Source organism: Bradyrhizobium sp. USDA 3364, from assembly GCF_054056355.1.
In genome coordinates, this window is sequence record NZ_JBSRYG010000002.1 from 3,090,039 (window position 1) to 3,109,210 (window position 19,172).

The window sequence follows — 19,172 nt, forward strand, 5'->3', positions numbered from 1 at the left end:
CTGCGGCAAACATTCAGCGTCGTCCTGGCGAATGCCAGGGCCCATTACCCCAGATGTCGGTTGTCGTGTGGGGCCGCGTTCCCGTTCGCAAGCAAATGCGGTGGTTATGGGTCCTGGCTTTCGCCAGGACGACGCGTGGAGAGAGCCCCGTTACCCCGTCTCGATCGGCAACTCCGCATCCTTCGCCCATTCGCCCATCGAGCCGTCATAGAGCGTGAGATTGTCGTAGCCGAGCCGATGCAACTGGAACAGGTCGATGGTCGCGGAGATGCCGCCGCCGCAATAGGCGACGACGCGCTTGTCTTTGGTGATGCCTTGCGCGGCGAAGGTTGCCTCGGCCTCCGCGAGCGGCACGAACATCTTGCCCTTGGGGTCGATCAGGGTTGCCGCCGGCACGCTGACGCTGCCGGGGATGCGGCCGGGCCTGCCGTAGCGGCTCGGCTCGAGCCCCTTGTAGAATTGCGGGCCGAGCGCATTGACGATCACGGTGTCGCTCTCGGTGGTCGCGGCGAGCACGTCATGCTTGCCGACGAACATGCCGTCCTTCGGCCGCGCCGCAAACGCGGCCTGTGGATAGCCTCCGGCAAGCCCGGTCTCGATGTCGCGTCCCTCGGCGGTCCATTTGTCGATGCCGCCGTCGAGCACCGCGGCGCCCTCGAAGCCCAGCGAACGCAGCATCCACCAGAACCGCGTCGCCCACATCGCGGTGCCGATCGAATAGAGCACCACGCGGCTGCTGGCCGAGATGCCGTGGCGGCCGAAGGCCGCCTCGAGCTGCGCTGTCGGCGGCATCATGAAGCGCAGATTGGTATGGGGATCGGAGAATTCGGCCTGCAAATCGAGGAAGTTCGCGCCCGGGATGTGGCCGGCCTCGAAGGTCTGGCGGCCCGAGACGACGATATAGGGAACGCCGCTGCCCGCGGGGGCCGGCTCCAGATAGGTGGTGCAGTCGAACAACCGCAGCTCGGGCCGGGTCAGGATCTCGGCGAGTTCCGCCGTGGTGATGAGCTCGCTGTGGTCGGCCATTTCACGTCCTCCCGGCAGTTTCTTAATGCAATGCTAAGATGCTCCGGATCACATGAAAAGCTGTCACTTTGCCCTTTGATTCACCCCAATTCGGTCCAATATAGCTGGTCATGCAGGACGCCGCTGCATGGCTTGCTTTCGGCCTCAATCGGCGCCATAAGCTGTTGAATTCACACCGAAACATGACCATTCGGCCCGCCCTGCGCTAGGCTCATCGCCCCCTTGGTGAATGTCACCAAAACCTGATATTCGAGACGCCATGAACAAGCCCGAGATTTTGCCGCAAGACGACGTCGCAGGTCCTCAGCCGCGGCACCAAACCACCCAGGTCATGGTCGGCAACGTCGCCGTCGGTGGCGGCGCGCCGATCGTCGTGCAGTCGATGACCAACACCGACACTGCCGATGTCGACGGCACCATCGCCCAGGTTGCCGCGCTCTCCCGCGCCGGCTCCGAGATGGTGCGCATCACGGTCGATCGCGAAGAGGCCGCCGCCGCCGTGCCGCACATCCGTGACGGCCTGCGCAAGCGCGGTATCACGACGCCGCTGATCGGCGACTTCCATTATATCGGCCACAAGCTGCTCGCCGAGTACCCGGCCTGCGCCGAGGCGCTCGACAAGTATCGCATCAATCCCGGCAATGTCGGCTTCAAGAACAAGCGCGACACCCAGTTCGCCGACATCATCGAGATCGCGAACAAGAACAACAAGCCGGTGCGCATCGGCGCCAATTGGGGCTCGCTCGACCAGGAGCTGCTCACCAAGCTGATGGACGAGAACACGGCCTCGCCGAATCCGCGCGACGCCCGCGCGGTGACGCGCGAGGCGATGGTGCAGTCGGCGCTGCTGTCGGCGGCCCGCGCGCAAGAGCTCGGCATGCCCAAGAACAAGATCATCCTGTCGGCGAAGGTCTCCGCCGTGCAGGATTTGATCGCGGTCTATCAGGAAGTCGTCCGCCGCTCGGATTACGCGATCCATCTCGGGCTCACCGAGGCCGGCATGGGCTCGAAAGGCATCGTGGCGTCCTCGGCGGCGCTCGGCATCCTGCTGCAGCAGGGCATCGGCGACACCATCCGCATCTCGCTGACGCCGGAGCCCGGCGGCGACCGCACGCTGGAAGTGCAGGTCGCGCAGGAACTGCTGCAGACCATGGGCTTCCGCACCTTCGTGCCGCTGGTTGCGGCGTGCCCCGGCTGCGGCCGCACCACCTCGACCACGTTCCAGGAGCTGGCGCGCTCGATCCAGGATTTCATCCGCGACGAGATGCCGGCCTGGAAGACCAAGTATCCGGGTGTCGAGCAGCTCAACGTCGCTGTGATGGGCTGCATCGTCAACGGCCCCGGCGAATCCAAGCACGCCAATATCGGCATCTCGCTGCCCGGCACCGGCGAAGCGCCGGCCGCGCCCGTGTTCGTCGACGGCAAGAAGTTCCGCACCCTGCGCGGTCCGGGCATCGCCGCCGACTTCAAGGCGCTGGTGATCGACTATATCGACCAGCGCTACGGCAACGGCGCCAAGCTGCCCGAGCAGGCGGGCGCCGCGGAGTAGTTCGCTCCGCTCGTGCCCCACACTCCGCCGTCGTCCCGGCCTAGTGCGCAATTGCGCACGGGAGCCGGGACCCTCAACCACAGCCGGTGGTTATGGTGCGAGATGTGGGTTGCTTACCTTCGCAAAACACAACCCTGTGGTACTATGGCGCAAACGCCACAAGTCGCCGGAACTTGAACGCTCCCCAAAAGTTAATAGTCAGGGTCGGTTTTCGACCCGCGGGGAGGTGACACCGGATGCGGGTGGATCATCATGATCGCATAGACGGCGTTGAAATCGCCTTAGTCAGCGCTGTGGTGGTGTCCTTCGCTATGCTTATGGCGAGCGTGGTTTGGCTTATGACCGGCTGACCTCAATACAAGGACGGCCTGATCCTAAATCTCTTCCAACGCCACCTGTTCAAGCTCTAGCGCCGCTACGCACGCAAGGAAGAAGATTGCTGTAAACGTTTTGCGGCGCGGATTGCGCTTCGCTGCATCCGGGCTACGATGGTCAAAACAAGAACCATCGGGAGAACACCCATGAGCTCGCTGTCCGGCAAGCAGGGTCCGCGCTACCGCCACCTCGCCGACGAGGGCGAGCCCTATGAGACCATCGGCGTCGAGAAGCTGACGCCGATCATCGGCGCGGAGATCTCCGGGGTCGATATCGGCAAGCTGGTCGGCGACGATGCGCGCTCCAACCGCCAGATGGACGAGATCCATCGCGCGCTCGCCGAAAACCTCGTCATCTTCTTCCGCGACCAGCACATCAGCCCTGAGCAGCATCTCGCCTTCGGCCGCAAGTTCGGCGACCTGCACGTGCATCCGGCGGCACCTAATGAGGGCGATCCGGCGCTGATGAAGATCTATGCCGACAAGGACAGCCCACGCGCCAATGGCGAGGGCTGGCACACCGACGTGTCCTGCGACATCGAGCCGCCGATGGGCTCGATCCTCTACATCAAGCAGTGCCCGCCGCGCGGCGGCGACACGCTGTTCGCCAACATGTACGCCGCCTATGAGGCGCTGTCGGACCGCATGAAGGCCTATCTCGACGGGCTGACCGCGCTGCATGACGGCGAGCAGACCTACCGCGGCCTCTACGCAAACTATGGCGTCGCCGACAAACGGGAATATCCCCGGGCCGAGCATCCGGTGGTCCGCACCCATCCGGTGACCGGCAAGAAGTCACTCTACGTCAACCGCGGCTTCACTCGCTTCATCGTCGGGGTCCCGCGCGACGAGAGCGACGCCATGCTGGCCTATCTCTGCCAGCATGCCGAGAACCCGCTGTTCCAGTGCCGCTTCCGTTGGACCGAGAACGCGATCGCGTTCTGGGACAACCGCTGCGCCCAGCACCGCGCGATGTGGGACTACTGGCCGCACACCCGCGCCGGCACCCGCGTGACCGTGAAGGGCGAGCGGCCGGTGTGAGGGCGGCGTCTGCCTGGCGCCGTCGTGCCGAGCGCGACACGTCAGCCCTGCCTAAAGCCCCGCAATGTCAGGGGTAATCCTTGCGGGTCATAGCATCCGTGAGCCCGCGCGCCCTATGATGCCGCATCAAGATGGGCGATATCACCATGAGGCAGGTGATACTGGACGCGCGGATACATGAGAGCACCGTCATTCGAAACGATGTCGGGAACGCGCCTTGTGAGAGTGCCGATCCGCGCGTCAAGTCGGATCAAGTGCTAGTTCCTCCGAGGAGGATGCGTGCCGCGGCTCCCCGATGGTTCGCAGCAATCCCGGTGGTGAAGTGTCGTTTGGATGTGCCGCGTTCCGGCCACGCATCCCGCGTGGCCCAACGGCATCGCGGGCAATTCCCTGCCACTTGGATCAGCAAAGACGAGCTGCGCGGATGGCGCCAGTCCCGCCGGACCGAAGGGCAGGGCGAGTGCGGAGGCTGGTGGAATCGAGCAGGCAAAGCGCGATTCGAGGCGCTGCGCTGAACAGTCTTCGCAGCCAGGACGAACGCGCCGACGGAATGTCGTGCAAAGGAGTTGGTCGATGAGAAGGTCTACCGCATTGCGCCCAATGTTCCTGCTTGCGGCCCTGGTGTCGTTGCTCGCAGCGCTGCAGATTCTCCCGGCAGATGCGCAGCCGCAACATGCCAAGCCTCCCAAGGCTCGCCTGATCCGGGCCGAACCGCCCCAGCCCAAGCCTGAAGTTCTGACCATGAATGCCTGGACCGTGGGCCTCGCCGGCGGCCTGCTCGAGGGCGCGCCGATCCGCCTGGCCGCGGAGATGGCCCGCGTGGTCGATGATGGCGACAATCTGCACGTTCTCCCGGTGGTGACGCGAGGGGCCGTGGAGAATCTGAACTCGCTGTTGTATTTGCGCGGTATCGACGCGGCGATCATCAATTCCGACGCACTCGAGGAATACAAGAGCCAGGTCCCGGACATCCAGCGACGGATCGCCTATGTCCTGAATCTGTTTCCGTCCGAGTTGCATATCTTCGTCCGGCCAGAGATTCAGAGTCTGAAAGACCTCGCCGGCAAGAAGGTGAACTTCAACAACCAGGGCACGGCCGCAGCCTATTCGGGTCCGCTGATCTTCAGTCGCCTCGGCATCGAGGTCGAGAAGACCTTCATTCCGCACCAGGTCGCGCTCGAGCAGATGCGGAAAGGTGAAATGGCCGCCGTCGTCTTCATTACCTCGAAGCCGGTCGATTCATTTGTGAAAGGCCGGTTTGAAGCGGGTTTCAAGTTCCTGCCGGTCCCGTATGACAGCAAGTTCGAGGACTATTATCTGCCGGCAGTTCTCGATGCAGCCGACTACCCAAACCTGATCAAACAGGGTGATCGCGTGGCCACGATTGCCGTACCGACCGCTCTGGTTGCCTTCAATTGGCCGGCCAACAGCAACCGTTTTGAGCGCGTTGCACGTTTCGTCGATCATCTGTTCTCGCGTATCGACAAGCTGCAGGGGCCGGGCTTCGACCCGAAGTGGAAGTCGATCAACCTCGGAGCGACGGTGCCCGGCCTCACGCGCTTTCCTGCCGCGCAGGCGTGGCTCGATCGTCCGTCGTCCACGGCACGGGCATCGCAATGACCAGGCTCGCCGTCCCGCTGCTTGCTGCGGTCGCCGTCATGAACGGCGCTGCCCTGGCGCAGGGGACGGAAGATCCCATGGCACAGCTTCGCGCCTGTTCCCAGCTTGAACGTGAAGCGCGACTGGAGTGCCTCGACAAGCTGTCGCGCGCCACAGCCCCGGCGCGCCGCGAAGCGTCGAGAGCCGACAACTGGACGATCAGCGAGACGACGTCTCCCGTCGATTATTCGCCGATCGCCACCGCAACGACATCCGATTCGGCCGATTCGTCCATGAAGCTGTCGATCCGGTGCCGCGCTGGGCGGACCGAATTGTCCTTTGCGGGGCCCGCTATCTCGGGCCGGGGCGACGGCTATGCGATTTCCTATCGCATCAATGACGGTCAGCCGGTGCAGGTCGCCGCAACGGTGCCGGCGCTCGGTTCCGGCGTCGCCGTCGCGGGCGATGTTGTTCGGTTGCTGCAGGCGCTTCCTGATAGAGCGGTCCTCGCTGTCCACCTCTCACGCGGTGCTGGGGCTGCTCATGATGCAACATTCTCGCTCGCGGGGTTGGACGCGATGCGCGCCAAGATGGCCGCGACGTGCAAATGGCCGCTCGCTGTCGCGAGGCCCGGCAATTGAAACGTGTGTTCGCTGATTTTTCGAGATGGAGATGCTTGATGTGCAATTTTGGATCTGTTGCGAAATTTGTTGCGATGGCTGTCATCGCTGTGCTGGCTTCCACACCACTCGCGATGGCCGAGCAAGGTGGAAAATACTGGGTGCCGGGCGAGCAGTCCGCTACCTCCCGGACCAGCGACGTTCGGAAATCTGAAAGGCAGCGAGCCAGGGCCGAAATGCGCAACCGCGCCGCATATGCGCGCATGCATGATGCGGCGGCGCCGAAAGGGAAGGAGCATCGTCTGGTCCTGCAGGTGAATTCCAATGATCCTGCCGCCATGAATCTCACGCTCAATAACGCAACGAACGTGACCGAATATTACAAGGGCCTCGGTGAAAAGGTGAAGATCGAGGTGGTCACGTTCGGCCCGGGCCTGCACATGCTGCGCGAGGATACCTCGCCGGTGAAGGCGCGGATCGAGGAAATGGCCCTCAGCGTGCCCGAAGTGTCGTTCAAGGCCTGCGGCAACACCCAGGAGAAGATGCAGAAGGCCGAGAACAAGTCGATCCCGATCATCAAGCAGGCCGAAGTCGTGAAGTCCGGCGTCGTGCGCGTGATGGAACTGCAGGAGAAGGGCTGGGCCTATGTGAAGCCGTGAACCGGCGGGCCAGCTTGCGCCGGCAATCGCATTGACGCGCCGCATCCGCTCCGCCAATCTCCGGGAAAATCAAGAACAACTCCCGGAGAAACGCCATGCTTCGCGCCGAAGACAACAAGTTCCTTACCGAAGCGGGGTCGGGAACGGGGATGGGTGAATTGCTGCGCCGGTTCTGGATTCCGGTGCTGCTGTCCGAAGAGCTCCCGGAGCCGGACAGCGACCCGAAGAAGATCGTTGTCATGGGCGAAGAGCTGCTCGCGTTCCGCGATACGCGCGGCGTGGTCGGCGTCATCGATCAATACTGCCCGCATCGCGGCGCCAATCTCTGGCTCGGCCGCAATGAGGAATGCGGCATCCGCTGCGTCTATCACGGCTGGAAGTTCGACACCGACGGCCGCTGCGTCGACATGCCGACGTCGTATCCGGACCTCAACGCGAAGGACCTGATCCGCATCAAGTCCTATCCGGTGCGCGAATGGGGCGACATGATCTGGGCCTATATGGGCCCCGCCGATCAGATGCCCGAATTGCCGGCGCTGGAGATGGCGCTGCTGCCGGCCTCGCACCGCTTCGTCACCAAGAAATGGCAGGACTGCAACTGGGTGCAGGCGGTGGAAGGCTCGATCGACACCGCGCATTTCACCTTCGCGCATCTCTCCTTCGAGAAGGAGGAGAACGAGATCCTCGACATCAAGAAGCATTTCGTCAATCCGCTGACCCGGGTCGCGACCGATCACATGCGCTGGATCGCCGAAGATCCGCGGCCGGTGATCAAGATCAATCCGCATGACGCCGGTCTCACGGTCGCGGGCGGACGGCTCACCGGCTCCGACAACATCTACTGGCGCATCGCCCAGTTCCTGATGCCGTTCCACAGCTACGCGCCGAGCTCGATGCCGGGCGAGAACATGTTTGGCCAGACCTTCGTGCCGGTCACCGACACCAATTGCTGGATCTACACCTATGCCTGGAATCCCGACCGGCCGCTGACCGCGGCGGAGCGGGAAGGTTACGCCAACGGCAACGGCGTGATGGCTGTCGTCGACGAGAACTACGTGCCGCTGCGCAACAGGGCAAACGACTATCTGATCGACCGCAAGCTGCAGCGGACCAAGAGCTACACCGGCATCAAGGGCGTCTCCGAGCAGGACGCCGCGGTGCAGGACAGCCAGGGCCCGATCGCCGACCGCACCCGCGAGCATCTCGGCCCGACCGATCTCGGCATCATGCATTTCCGCAAGCTGATGATGGAGGCGGCCCGCGCGCTGCAAAAGGGCGAGGCGCCGCCGCATGTTCAGCACCAGGATCGCTATGCCGTGCGTTCCGGCGCCTGCGTCACCAGCAAGACCAAGGATCTGACCGCCGTGATGATCGAGCGGTTCGGCGATCCCGCGGGCTTCGTCGGCGGTCCCGGGCAGAACGCGGCGGCGGAGTAACCCTCGCCGTCGTCCCTGCTTTCGCATGCTTTCGCAGGGACGACATCGGGTTAGCTCTACTGCGTCAGAACGCCCTGTCCCCTCATCCTGAGGAGCCCGCAGGGCGGGCGTCTCGAAGGATGTAGGCCACGGAACGGGCCTCATGGTTCGAGACGCGCTTCGCGCTCCTCACCATGAGGGGCTTGTGACGCAGTAGTATTAGAGCGGTATTCGCCGATACTCGCGATTGGACAGGCTCGCTTCCTCGAGATCCAGATCGCGCTCGATGCGGCGCCTGGTCTCGTCGGTGATCTTGCCGTCGCGCAGCAACATATGGATGAACTTTCGCTCGGAGGAGATCAGCTCCCGCGTCAGCTCGGTGCCGGTGGCGGAGACGTCGTGCTTGTCGGGGTCGAGCACGTCGGGCAGCTGGTTGATGCGGATCTCGTGTCGCGAGCGCAGCAGCTTCACCACCTCGTCGGACAGCTCGCGGTCGTCGGTGATGGCGTCGAGCGACTTCAGCGCGGCGTTCAGCGCGTCGCGCCGTGCCGTGATTTCCTGCTCGTGCTCGGCGATATGCTCGCTGCGTCCGTCCTTGGCGAGGCCGAGCCAGCGCACCACCGGCGGCAGTCCGAGGCCGAGCCCGACCAGCGTCACGAAGATCACGCCGAAGGCGACGAACAGGATCAGGTCGCGATACGGGAAGGCGTCGCCGCTTGGCAATGTCAGCGGCAGCGCCAGCGCCGCGGCGAGCGACACTGCGCCGCGCACGCCGGTGAAGGCGACCACGAACACCGCCCGCCACGACGGCAGCGGATCGCGGTCGCGCACCCGCCGGCTGATCCAGCGCGGCAGATAGGTGCCGGGAAACACCCAGAGAAAGCGCGCCACGATCACGATGACCGCGACCAGCACGGTGGCGGTGAGGATGTCGTGCAGCGGAAACGACTTCGACTTCTCGTACAGCAAGCGCATCTGGAAGCCGGTCAACAAGAACAGCAGGCCCTCGATCAGATAGATGATCAAGTCCCAGAAGAAGATGCCCTGCAGGCGCGTCGCGGCCGAGATCAGCAGCGGCCCGTTCCAGCTCATATAGAGCCCGCAGGCGACGGTCGCGATCACGCCGCTGCCGCCGAAATGCTCGGGAATCCAGTAGGCGAGATAGGGCGTGATCAGCGACAGCGTGATCTCGACCTGCGGATCGCGGGCTCTGCGGCGGGCGCGCAGGCTGAGCCAGCCGACTGCGGTGCCGAACGCGATCTCGCCGGCGACGATGACGAAGAAGGTGCCGGTCGCCTTCGGCAACGAGAACAACCCGGTGGTGATGGCGGCCAGCGCGAAGCGGTAGAGGATCAGCGCGGTGGCGTCGTTGGCGAGCCCTTCGCCCTCGAGCACCACCAGGATGCGGCGGGGCATGCCGAGCTTGCGGGCGATCGCGAGCGGCGCGACCACGTCGGGCGGCGCGACGATGGCCCCTAACAGGAAGCCGATGCTCCAGGGCAGGCCGATCAGATAGTGGGTCGCGGCCGCGACCATGAAGGCGGTGAAGATCACGCAGCCGACCGAGAGCAGGATGATCGGCCGCAGGTTGGCCTTGAACTCGCGCCAGCTCATGGCGACGCTCGCCGAATAGATCAGCGGCGGCAGCACCACCAGCAGCACGAGCTCGGGCGGCAGTTCCAGCGACGGCATGCCTGGCACGAAGGCGAGCACGACGCCGACCAGCAGCAGCAGGATCGCCGGCGCGATATCGGTCCGCCGCGCAACCAGGGCGGTTCCCGCCAGCACGCCGAGCAAAGTGAGAAAAATCTGAAACTTGGCTTCCATGACGGGCTCAATTCGCCCGGAAACCAGCGCCAGTCAATGCGGTCCGGCCCAGGGCGATCGCATATGGCGTGAGCAGACCTTATCGACGCCGTCATGGCCGGGCATAGCCGTTCGAAGAACGGCGTCGCTTCCGCTCGCCTATGCCCGGCCATCCACGTCTTCCTTTACTGGGAAACAAGACGTGGATGCCCGGGACAAGCCGGGCATGACGATGTGGAAACGTCAGTTTCAAAGCCTCTATGCGGCGCGGCCGTCCGTCAGTCCCTGAGGTCGTAGCGATAGGACTTCGAGACGATCTGCCAGCCGTCGGCGAGCTTCATCGCCACCAGATAGTCGGTGAAATAGCGCGGCGGCAGCTGGCAGCGCACCTTGATGAAGGCGGTGTTGTCGTCGGAGCGGTCGATGGTGACGATGAAATCCTCGCGCGGCTTGCCTTCGGCCTTCGCCGAGGTGCGCTTGCGCACCAGAGCGAGCCAGTCCGGCACGGTCAGCACCTTGAGCTCGCCCTTCTCGACCCAGCGCAAATCGGCGCTCGGGTGAAAGGCCTCGGCGAGCTTGTCGGCATTGCTCTCGTAGAGACCGTCGAAATAGGTCTGCACGACGCCTTCGACGGTGGATCGATCTTGGCTCATTGGTGGTCCTCCCGGCAGGGTTTTGGTCTACTGGAGCGTTTTCGAGCGAAGTGGGTACCGGTTCGCGTGAAGAAAACGCGTCAAACAAGAATCCAGAGCCCCCGTTCCGATTCAATCGGAACGGAAAGGGCTCTAGAATTTATGCATGAACCACCGCATCGCGCCATGGCAGGTGGCAAAATTTCGCGTGAGGAGCAAGTTGTGACCGCATCTGCAAATTCGAACGCAAATTCGAACCTTCGTATCCTGACCGGCGAATGCTTCTGCCGCGACGTGCGCTACGAGGTGGCCGACGCGTTTGCCTATGCGCTGAATTGTCACTGCTCGAACTGCCGGCGCACCACGGGATCGGCATTCAAGCCGTTCGCGGGAATCGTGCGCGACAAATTCGCGGTCGTCAGCGGCGCCGACCGTCTCCTGATCTACGGCGATGAAGTCACCCATGACGCGCATTGCGGCCGCTGCGGGTCGCTGCTCTATTCGCAGGTCCGCGACGGCGCCTATGTCCATGTCACGATGGGAACGCTGCGCGATGCACCGGCGATCCGGCCGACCGCTCATATCTTCGTCGGCTCCAAGGCGCCGTGGTACGCGATATCGGACGACCTGCCGCAATATCAGGAGCATGTGACGCAGAGCGGGGAATAAATCCGCTAGATCGTAATGCGTTTCCACGGAAACGCATCACGATCTCATCTCTTTGTTTGAGCATGATCTTTTCGGAAAACCGGTTTCCACTTTTCCGGATCATGCTCTAGGCGGTGTGGACTCTAAGGATTCCCTTTTGAGGGCAAATCAGATTCAAGGCTTGTTTTGGGAGGCGGCCTTGGGTGTGATGGATCGTTTGGTGTTGAGCGACGCGGCTTGGGAGCGCATGGCGCCGCTCATCATCGGCCGGCCTGACCAGAAGGGTTCGACCGGACGCGACAACCGGATGTTCGTGGAAGGGGTGCTCTGGATCGTTCGCACCGGCTCTCCCTGGCGTGATCTTCCGGAGGCGTTTGGGGATTGGAACAGCGTGTTCCGGCGCTTCAGTCGATGGAGCACCAAGGGTGTCTGGTTGCGGATCTTCGAGGCGATGTCCGATGATCCGGACTTCGAATATCTGATCGTCGATTCCACCATCGTCCGGGCGCATCAGCACGCCGCCGGGGCGAAAAAAGGGGGTCTGAAGATCAGGCGATCGGCCGCTCGCGCGGCGGCTTGAGCACCAAGATACATATGGCCGTCCGAGGTTTGGGATGCCCCGTGCGGTTCACGCTCACCGCGGGCCAGAAGGGCGATGCACCGCAAGCCGCCACCTTGATTGAGGGATTGCCCGCCGAGGTGGTCATGGCCGATACGGCCTATGACGCCGATCACTTGCGCCAAGCCATCGCGGCCAAGGGCGCGCTCGCCGTCATCCCCAACAACCCGTCACGTGCACTCAAGCATCCGCTCGACAAGCATCTCTATGCCCAGCGGCATCTCGTCGAATGCTGCTTCAGCAAACTCAAGCAGTTCCGCCGCGTCGCAACGCGCTTCGAAAAGACAGCCCGAAATTACCGAGCCGTCGTCACTCTCGCTGCAATCGTCCTATGGACACGATAAGTGTCCACACCACCTAGGGCAAGTGCTTGCCCTGAGTCTGGTCGGCTTGGACCGAACTGGTCTCGGACGGCCCCAGCGAGAAGGCGAGCACGACGTTGTCGGCGCGCTGCTTGAACTCCTTGCCGACCGCGGTGCGCGCGGCGTCGGCGAGTTCCTGCATCGGCCTATCCTGGAGCAGGTTCGGGAAGGTGACGGTTACCGATGTGAGCCGGCCATTGTGCCAATTGAACGCGACCGCCGGTTTGACCCCGACCATCGCAAAGAGGTCGTTCTCGACGGCCTTGGCGTGCTTGAAGCCGTCGAACACGGCGTCGACCAGGCCGCAGCCCGCGACGCAGCCGGCCAGCAGCGCGAGGGCGAGGAGACTTCGGGCCATGCCGCCGATCGTGCCGGATCGGGCGGCTGGAACCGGTGCGCTTGTGCCCCGCATGACGTCCTCCGTGTCTTGTTCTCGTTGGCGCGATCGTGCCCGAAATGTCGTGACCAGCCAAATCCGAACCGCCGGTCCCACGCGGTCATGGCCGGGCTTGTCCCGGCCATCCATGTCTTTCCAACCAGCGGAACGTAACACGCGGATGCCCGGGACGAGCCCGGGCATGACGAGCCCATGGGACGGCGATTGAAATCGCGCTGCTAGAGCATGATCCGGAAAAGTGGAAACCGGTTTTCCGAAAAGACCATGCTCAACAAACAAGAGATGAGATCGTGATGCGTTTCCGTGGAAACGCATTGCGATCTAGATCGCGCTCGCCGCGATGTTCACCATCAGGGCCAGCAGCGCGGTGTTGAACACGAACGAGATGATGCCGTGCACCGTCGCTGTGCGGCGGATGATCTTGTCGGTGATGCCGACGTCGGAGACCTGCGCGGTCATCCCGATCACGAACGAGAAATAGACGAAGTCCCAGTAATCGGCGTCGGCATGTGCATCGCCGCTCGGGAACTGCAATCCGCCGGACGTCTTGCCGCGGTAGAATTCGTGGGCGTAGTGCAGCGCGAACGCGGTGTGGACCATCGTCCATGACAGCGTGATGGTGACGATTGCCACCGCCAGTCCGGCCGGGCTGCCCTTGGAGGCGCCGAGTTCGAACACGATGGCCAGCAGGCTCGCCAGCGCGCCGAACGCCGTCAGCAGCAGGATCAGGAAACGGCCATCGTCCTGCAATTTGGCGCTGCGCTTGATGTGGGCGACGCCACAGCGCAGCATCATCACATAGGCGAGCACGAGATAGAGCGCGGCGAAGGCGTCCCAGCCGGCGAGCAGGCGCGTGACGAGGCGTGTCGAGCCGGGGATCAGCAGGGCGACGACGATGCCTAATGCGATCGAGACGAAGGTGCGCGGCCGGCCCACGACGACGCGGACCGGCATCGGCAGCTTGCGGAAACGAACAAGGCGGTCGTCGAACTCCTTGTTCATGTCGCGCTGCTAGTTTTTGCGCTCTGCGACGAAGCGGGCCGCCGCGCGCAGCACGTCGCCGCGGCTGCCGAACACCGACAGCGCAGCGTCGGCGCGGGCCAGGAGGTCGCGCACGCGCTGCTTGGCGCCATCGATGCCGAGCTGGGTGACGAAGGTGGTCTTGCCGAGCGCGGCGTCGGCGCCGGCAGGCTTGCCGAGTGCGGCGGCGTCGCCCTCGACGTCGAGCAGATCGTCGGCGATTTGGAAGGCTTCGCCGAGCGCTTTGCCGTAATCGTCGAGCGCCTGGTATTCCTGCGGCGAGGACTGGCCGAGGATCGCGCCGGCGATGCAGCCGAAGCGGAGCAGCGCGCCGGTCTTCATCTGCTGCAGGCGGGCGACGTCGACCGGCTCGCGGTCGCCGAAGCGGCCTTCGCCGGCAAGATCGAGGATCTGGCCGCCGGCCATGCCACCGACGCCGGAGGCGCGTGCCAGCGCACGGGTCAGCAGCAGGCGCACCTGGGCGTCCTTGTGGATCGCATCGCGGGTGATGATGTCGAAGGCGATCGTGAGCAGCGCGTCGCCGGCGAGGATCGCGGTCGCGTCGTCATAGGCCTTGTGCAGGGTCGGGCGACCGCGGCGCAGGTCGGAATTGTCCATCGCCGGCAGGTCGTCGTGGATCAGCGAGTAGCAGTGGATGCATTCGAGCGCAGCGCCGGCCAGCAGCGCGGATTCGCGGGGAACGCCGAACACCGCCGCGCTCTCGACCACGAGGAACGGCCGCAACCGCTTGCCGCCGCCGAGGCTCGAATAGCGCATGGCCTCGATCAGCCGCTTCGGGCGCACGATCTCGTCGCTCTCGGTCGCGTCGGACAGCAGTTTCGCGAGCAGGGCTTCGGTATCCTCCGCGGTCTGGTCCAGCCGCTTGGAAAACTCTGCAGTACCGGTCGTCATTAAGAATTGCTCCAGATCGATTTTCGGCCGGACAATCGTTGATGGGATCGGCTTCGTCAATTCCACCCTGCGACGGATTGCGCCTTAAAAGTGCTGGAAAAACCGTGAATTATCCCGCAGACGTCTGACGGCGCCGGCCGTGTTCTGGCGGGCGGGTTCCAAATCCTTCCTGGAAAGGTCCTCCCCGGAAACCCTCGTCTTGCGCATTGTCCGAATTTTATTGCTGGTTTTGCTGGCCCTGCTGTTGCTGCCCTATCTGGTGGCGCCGTTCTACCGCACCGGCCAGCCGGTTTCGGCCCTGATGGCGTGGCGGACCCTGCGAGGGGCCCCGGTCACGCGGCATTGGATCGATTTCGGCACGATGTCGCCCTACCTGCCGCGGTCCGTGGTCGGCGCGGAGGACGCGCATTTCTGCAAGCACCGGGGCATCGACTGGGGTGCGCTGCGCGAGGTGCTGGACGACGCCGAAGACGGCGAGGTGGCGCGCGGCGGCTCGACCATCACCCAGCAGGTCGCCAAGAACCTGTTCCTGTGGTCCGGCCGCAGCGTGATCCGGAAGGGGCTGGAGCTGCCGCTGGCGCTCTGGATCGATCTGGTGCTGCCCAAGCAGCGGATCCTGGAAATCTACCTCAACATCGCGGAAATGGGCCCATCCGGCCAGTTTGGCGCCGAAGCCGGAGCGCAATATGCCTTCGGCCGGTCGGCCGCGGCACTATCGCCCCGCGAAGCGGCGCTTTTGGCGGCGATCCTGCCGAATCCGGTCAAGAGGAACGCCCGCAACCCGGGGCCGGGGGTGCGCAGGCTGTCCGGCACCTATATGGCCCGGGCCAACTCCGTGACCCGCTGCTGGCGCGAAAATCGCGGCTCCTGAGCCGATTTCGGGCGCATTTTGCTGTCTCCGGCCCTAGCTTTACGCGGGCCCTTCCTCTATAAGCGCGGCCTTACCGGCATCGCAGCTGGCGCTTTGAAGCGCTGTGCGCTCGTCCCCATTTCGGACGATGCCTCCGCAACACCCCTAGAGGACACCGTCATGGCCGTTCCCAGAAGAAAAACCTCGCCGTCGCGCCGTGGCATGCGCCGCTCGGCCGATGCGATCAAGACCCCGACCTATGTCGAGGACAAGGACTCCGGCGAGCTGCGCCGGCCGCACCACCTCGACCTGAAGACCGGCATGTACAAGGGCCGCCAAGTCCTGAAGGCCAAGAAAGAGTCCTGATCGGACATTCGGTTGTCGCGCCGCTGGCTAGAGCATGATCCGGAAAAGTGCTTAGCGGTTTTCCGGTAAGATCATGCTCCAATCAAAACGGCGCTGCGCCTGAATTCGGCCAACGAGTGCGGTCAAGACGGGCGCATCCGCGGCGAGGCCACCGAGCATCGCCGCATTGCTGTTCTCCCTGAATAAGGCGCAAGCCCCGATGGTCGGTTTTCCGCTGCTGCTCGTTCCGCTCGCGGTCTACAACATCATCGCCTTCCTGATGCCCGGCGTGTCCTTCACGGATCCGCTGATCAGGCTGACATTGCTGTCGGGCGAGGAATGGCAGATCACGCTCAGCGACATGCTGCTCGCCGCCGGCGTGCTGCTGTTGCTGCTCGAGGTCATCAAGGGCGCGCGCCCCGGCGCGAAATTTCTCACCGATCATCTGTTGTCGCTGATCGTGTTCGGCGCTGCTGCTGCCGAATTCGTGCTCTGGCCGAAATTCGGCAACTCGACCTATTTCCTGCTCGCGCTGCTGGCGCTGGTCGATTTTCATTTCCGGCATTGCGCTGCGCACCCGCCGCCGCGCGGTCGCCGTACCCGCCGCACCGGCACCGAGCGTCAGCAGATCGCAGCCTGCGGCCCCCGAGGCGCCGCCGGTCGCGCAGCCAACGCCGCGGCCTGAACCGGCGCCCGTCGCCGCACCGACGCCTGCCGCGCCACCGCCGGCCGCGCCGGTTCCGACCGCGACATCGGTCGCGGAATCCGTGCTGCTCGATCAGTCCGCGCCAAAGCCGACGGTCACCTCGCCGGATTTGCAGCCCGGCGGCCACCCGCCGTCGGACGCGCCGCAGCGCTGATCCTTCCTAATCTATCTAGATGATTTGCCTTGTGCGCCGCGCCACGCTGCGGCGCTCGTCGGTATGCGGGCCGTAGGCGCTCTGCGCGTCGGCCAGTGACCCACGCCGCAGCCCGCGCGTCTGCGGTTCGTGCGCCGCGGTCGCGATCAGGTGCGCCACAAACGACGGGTCGGCATGCGGCAGCGGGATCTTGGGCGCCCAATGGGTGGTCGCGGCCAGCGGCACCAGGGCGGTGCTGGTTGCTCCGGCATCGCCTGTGAACTCACCGTCCAGGTTTTCTGACTGATCGATATCGAGCATCGCCTGCGACCCGTTGGAGCGTCATAGTTTGGGACGTTGCGTCCCTCCGCAACCTCCTTGTGGCAAGGGTCATGCCCGCCATCCCCAGTTCGTTCCCGGGCAGTCGAAAACGTGGTTTCCAGATTATTTATCAACTTCTCCTAGCGTTGGATTCGCCGGAACCACTATCTTGAGTGCGTGGAGAATCACCGGGCGCCGTCCCGAATCGAGACATGTTCGATGCCCCCTGTCCCGCCGGCTGCCAGCATCCTCGCCTCGCTCGGCCAAGCGACATTCGCCTGGGACCTGGCGACCGACGCGATCGCGTGGAGCGACAACGTGGCGACGGTCTTCCCGGACATCCCCCCTGCGGCGCTTGCAAGCGGCGTCGAGCTCGCCAAGCTGATCGAGCCATTGCGCTCGGTTCGGTCGGATGGGCTCGGCAAGTCGGCGCCGGCACTGAGCGGGGAGGGCGTTCCCTACCGGATCGAATATGGCGTGCGCGCCATCACTTCGGCGCCGGTGATCTGGATCGAGGAGACCGGCTGCTGGTTTGCAGGCGCCGACGGCCGGCCGGCGCTGGTGCAGGGCGTCGTCCGCATCAACAATGAGCGGCACGCCCGCGACGAGCAGCTCTTGAAACTGTCGCGGCACGATCCGCTGACCAACGAGCTCAACCGCACCAATCTGATCGCCTCGCTCGCGGAGGCGATCGAGGAGTGCGCGCGCTTCCGCACCTCCTGCGCCTTCATGCTGATCGGCATCGATCATTTGGCGCGCGTCAACGATGCCTTCGGCTTCGACGTTGCCGATGCCGTCATCGCCGAGGTCGCGAAGCGGATCCGCGCCCGGCTGCGCAGCGGCGATATGCTCGGCCGCTTCTCCGGCAACAAGTTCGGCCTGATCCTGCGCAACTGCACCGTCGACGATACCAACGTCGCGGCCGAGCGCTTCCTGGCCGCGGTCCGCGACGAGGTGGTGCCGACCAAGTCCGGCCCGGTGTCGGTCACGGTCTCGATCGGCGCCGTCACCATCCCGCGCCATGCGAGGTCGGCGGAGGAGGCGGTCAACCGCGCCCAGGAGACGCTGGACGCCGCCAAGAGCCGCCGCGCCGGCTCGTTCGCGCTGTGGAAGCCGAATGTCGAGCGCGATGCGCAGCGCCGCGTCAACATCCGCGTCACCGACGAGATCGTCACCGCGCTGAACGAACGCCGCATCGTGATCGGCTTCGAACCCGTGGTCGATGCACGCCTGCGCCAGCCCGCGTTCTACGAGTGCCTGGTTCGCATGGAGCAGGACGACGGCCGCGCGCTGCTCGCGCCCGACATCGTGCCGGTCGCCGAGCGGCTCGGCCTGATCCGGCTGGTCGATCACCGCGTGCTGGAGCTCGCCATCGCCGAGCTCGCCGCAGCGCCCGGCGTGCAGCTCAGCCTCAACATCTCGCCCGACACCACGATGGATCCGGACTGGTGGGCCACCATCGAATCGCTGATGCGTGCGCATCCCGGCGTCGGCGAGCGACTGATCGTCGAGATCACCGAGACGGTCGCGATCCAGGACATCGACGACGTTCGCGGCTTCGTCACGCGGCTGAAGAATTTCGGCAGCCGGATCGCGATCGACGATTTCGGCGCCGGCTACACCTCGTTCCGCAACCTGCGCAAGCTCGGTGTCGATATTGTCAAGATCGACGGCGCCTTCGTGCAGAACATCGTGCGCTCGGCAGACGACCGCGCTTTCGTGCAGACGCTGATCGATCTCGCGCGCCGGCTTGAAATCAAGACCGTCGCCGAGTGGGTGCAGGACGAGGAAGCCGCCGCGATGCTGCGCGAATGGGGCTGCGACTTCATCCAGGGCCGCCTGATAGGCCTCGCCTCGCCGGACCGGCCGTGGAACGTGCCGGCGGAGAAGACGGTTCCGGCCGCCGGGTGAGCTATTCGCCAAATTGACAGTGTCGTCCCGGCCTAGTGCGCAATTGCGCACGGGGGCCGGGACCCATACGCCGCGGCTTCTCGATAAAGCGATCTGGCAGACGCTTGCTTTGAGCAACCGACATTTGTGGTTATGGGCCCCGGCTTTCGCCGGGGCGACGTTGGATTAGGTGCGCGCAGCAAAGCCCTACTCGCCTTTCTTCGGCTGACCGCCACGCTCGTTCCTGG

General features: G+C 64.4%; 17 protein-coding genes and 2 pseudogenes. 12 read left to right on the top strand and 7 right to left on the bottom strand.

Features of this window, described 5'->3' with window-relative positions; genetic code table 11:
- Positions 1 to 150: 150 nt before the first annotated feature.
- Positions 151 to 1,026: a sulfurtransferase gene (locus ACVILL_RS14465; RefSeq protein ID WP_456729657.1), complete on the bottom strand. Its 876-nt coding sequence runs from the start codon at positions 1,024 to 1,026 to the stop codon at positions 151 to 153.
- Positions 1,027 to 1,285: 259 nt separating this feature from the next.
- Here ACVILL_RS14465 and ispG point away from each other — a divergent pair, with 259 nt between their 5' ends.
- From ispG to ACVILL_RS14495, 6 genes are all read left to right on the top strand, one after another.
- Positions 1,286 to 2,575: a flavodoxin-dependent (E)-4-hydroxy-3-methylbut-2-enyl-diphosphate synthase gene (ispG, locus tag ACVILL_RS14470; RefSeq protein ID WP_456729658.1), complete on the top strand. Its 1,290-nt coding sequence runs from the start codon at positions 1,286 to 1,288 to the stop codon at positions 2,573 to 2,575.
- A gap of 521 nt (positions 2,576 to 3,096) precedes the next feature.
- Positions 3,097 to 3,990, top strand: a complete 894-nt coding sequence (locus ACVILL_RS14475; protein ID WP_456729659.1) for a TauD/TfdA dioxygenase family protein — start codon at positions 3,097 to 3,099, stop codon at positions 3,988 to 3,990.
- A 600-nt stretch (positions 3,991 to 4,590) separates the two neighbouring features.
- Entirely contained in the window at positions 4,591 to 5,610 is a 1,020-nt protein-coding gene (locus ACVILL_RS14480; protein WP_456729660.1) for a TAXI family TRAP transporter solute-binding subunit, read from the top strand.
- The gene (locus ACVILL_RS14485; protein ID WP_456729661.1) at positions 5,607 to 6,230 is read left to right on the top strand and encodes a hypothetical protein; all 624 of its coding nucleotides are present in this window, start codon (positions 5,607 to 5,609) and stop codon (positions 6,228 to 6,230) included. Before ACVILL_RS14480 ends, ACVILL_RS14485 begins: the two co-directional genes overlap by 4 nt.
- A 74-nt stretch (positions 6,231 to 6,304) precedes the next feature.
- The gene (locus ACVILL_RS14490) at positions 6,305 to 6,868 is read left to right on the top strand and encodes a DsrE family protein (RefSeq protein WP_456729662.1); all 564 of its coding nucleotides are present in this window, start codon (positions 6,305 to 6,307) and stop codon (positions 6,866 to 6,868) included.
- 95 nt (positions 6,869 to 6,963) lie between these two features.
- Positions 6,964 to 8,304 (top strand): Rieske 2Fe-2S domain-containing protein, encoded by a 1,341-nt coding sequence (locus ACVILL_RS14495; RefSeq protein ID WP_456729663.1) that lies wholly within the window; start codon positions 6,964 to 6,966, stop codon positions 8,302 to 8,304.
- A gap of 198 nt (positions 8,305 to 8,502) precedes the next feature.
- On the opposite strand, the gene ACVILL_RS14500 is transcribed toward ACVILL_RS14495, so the two are convergent.
- Positions 8,503 to 10,110 carry a Na+/H+ antiporter gene (locus ACVILL_RS14500; RefSeq protein ID WP_456729664.1) on the bottom strand — a complete coding sequence of 536 codons (1,608 nt, stop codon included), beginning with the start codon at positions 10,108 to 10,110 and terminating at the stop codon, positions 8,503 to 8,505.
- 257 nt (positions 10,111 to 10,367) lie between these two features.
- Positions 10,368 to 10,742, bottom strand: coding sequence for a nuclear transport factor 2 family protein (locus ACVILL_RS14505; RefSeq protein WP_456729665.1), 375 nt, complete (start codon positions 10,740 to 10,742; stop codon positions 10,368 to 10,370).
- Between the two features lie 165 nt (positions 10,743 to 10,907).
- Here ACVILL_RS14505 and ACVILL_RS14510 point away from each other — a divergent pair, with 165 nt between their 5' ends.
- Positions 10,908 to 11,390 carry a GFA family protein gene (locus ACVILL_RS14510; protein ID WP_456729666.1) on the top strand — a complete coding sequence of 161 codons (483 nt, stop codon included), beginning with the start codon at positions 10,908 to 10,910 and terminating at the stop codon, positions 11,388 to 11,390.
- Positions 11,391 to 11,616: 226 nt separating this feature from the next.
- Positions 11,617 to 12,332, top strand: a pseudogene (locus ACVILL_RS14515) (IS5 family transposase).
- 13 nt (positions 12,333 to 12,345) lie between these two features.
- Here the strand turns inward: ACVILL_RS14515 and ACVILL_RS14520 are convergent.
- From ACVILL_RS14520 to ACVILL_RS14530, 3 genes are all read right to left on the bottom strand, one after another.
- Positions 12,346 to 12,708: a hypothetical protein gene (locus ACVILL_RS14520; protein ID WP_456729667.1), complete on the bottom strand. Its 363-nt coding sequence runs from the start codon at positions 12,706 to 12,708 to the stop codon at positions 12,346 to 12,348.
- Positions 12,709 to 13,068: 360 nt separating this feature from the next.
- Entirely contained in the window at positions 13,069 to 13,749 is a 681-nt protein-coding gene (locus tag ACVILL_RS14525; RefSeq protein ID WP_456729668.1) for a DUF1345 domain-containing protein, read from the bottom strand.
- A gap of 9 nt (positions 13,750 to 13,758) precedes the next feature.
- Positions 13,759 to 14,679 (bottom strand): polyprenyl synthetase family protein, encoded by a 921-nt coding sequence (locus tag ACVILL_RS14530; protein ID WP_456729669.1) that lies wholly within the window; start codon positions 14,677 to 14,679, stop codon positions 13,759 to 13,761.
- A gap of 199 nt (positions 14,680 to 14,878) precedes the next feature.
- Between ACVILL_RS14530 and mtgA the strand changes: the two genes are divergently transcribed.
- The 3 genes and pseudogenes from mtgA (at position 14,879) to ACVILL_RS14545 (ending at position 16,734) form a co-directional block, all read left to right on the top strand.
- Positions 14,879 to 15,550: a monofunctional biosynthetic peptidoglycan transglycosylase gene (gene mtgA, locus ACVILL_RS14535; RefSeq protein WP_456729670.1), complete on the top strand. Its 672-nt coding sequence runs from the start codon at positions 14,879 to 14,881 to the stop codon at positions 15,548 to 15,550.
- A gap of 159 nt (positions 15,551 to 15,709) precedes the next feature.
- Entirely contained in the window at positions 15,710 to 15,895 is a 186-nt protein-coding gene (gene rpmF, locus ACVILL_RS14540; RefSeq protein ID WP_021077536.1) for a 50S ribosomal protein L32, read from the top strand.
- A gap of 199 nt (positions 15,896 to 16,094) precedes the next feature.
- Positions 16,095 to 16,734 (top strand): annotated as a pseudogene (locus ACVILL_RS14545) (hypothetical protein).
- A 15-nt stretch (positions 16,735 to 16,749) separates the two neighbouring features.
- Here the strand turns inward: ACVILL_RS14545 and ACVILL_RS14550 are convergent.
- The gene (locus ACVILL_RS14550; RefSeq protein WP_456729671.1) at positions 16,750 to 17,034 is read right to left on the bottom strand and encodes a hypothetical protein; all 285 of its coding nucleotides are present in this window, start codon (positions 17,032 to 17,034) and stop codon (positions 16,750 to 16,752) included.
- A gap of 219 nt (positions 17,035 to 17,253) precedes the next feature.
- Between ACVILL_RS14550 and ACVILL_RS14555 the strand changes: the two genes are divergently transcribed.
- Positions 17,254 to 18,945 (top strand): putative bifunctional diguanylate cyclase/phosphodiesterase, encoded by a 1,692-nt coding sequence (locus tag ACVILL_RS14555; protein WP_456729672.1) that lies wholly within the window; start codon positions 17,254 to 17,256, stop codon positions 18,943 to 18,945.
- Positions 18,946 to 19,172 lie beyond the last annotated feature (227 nt).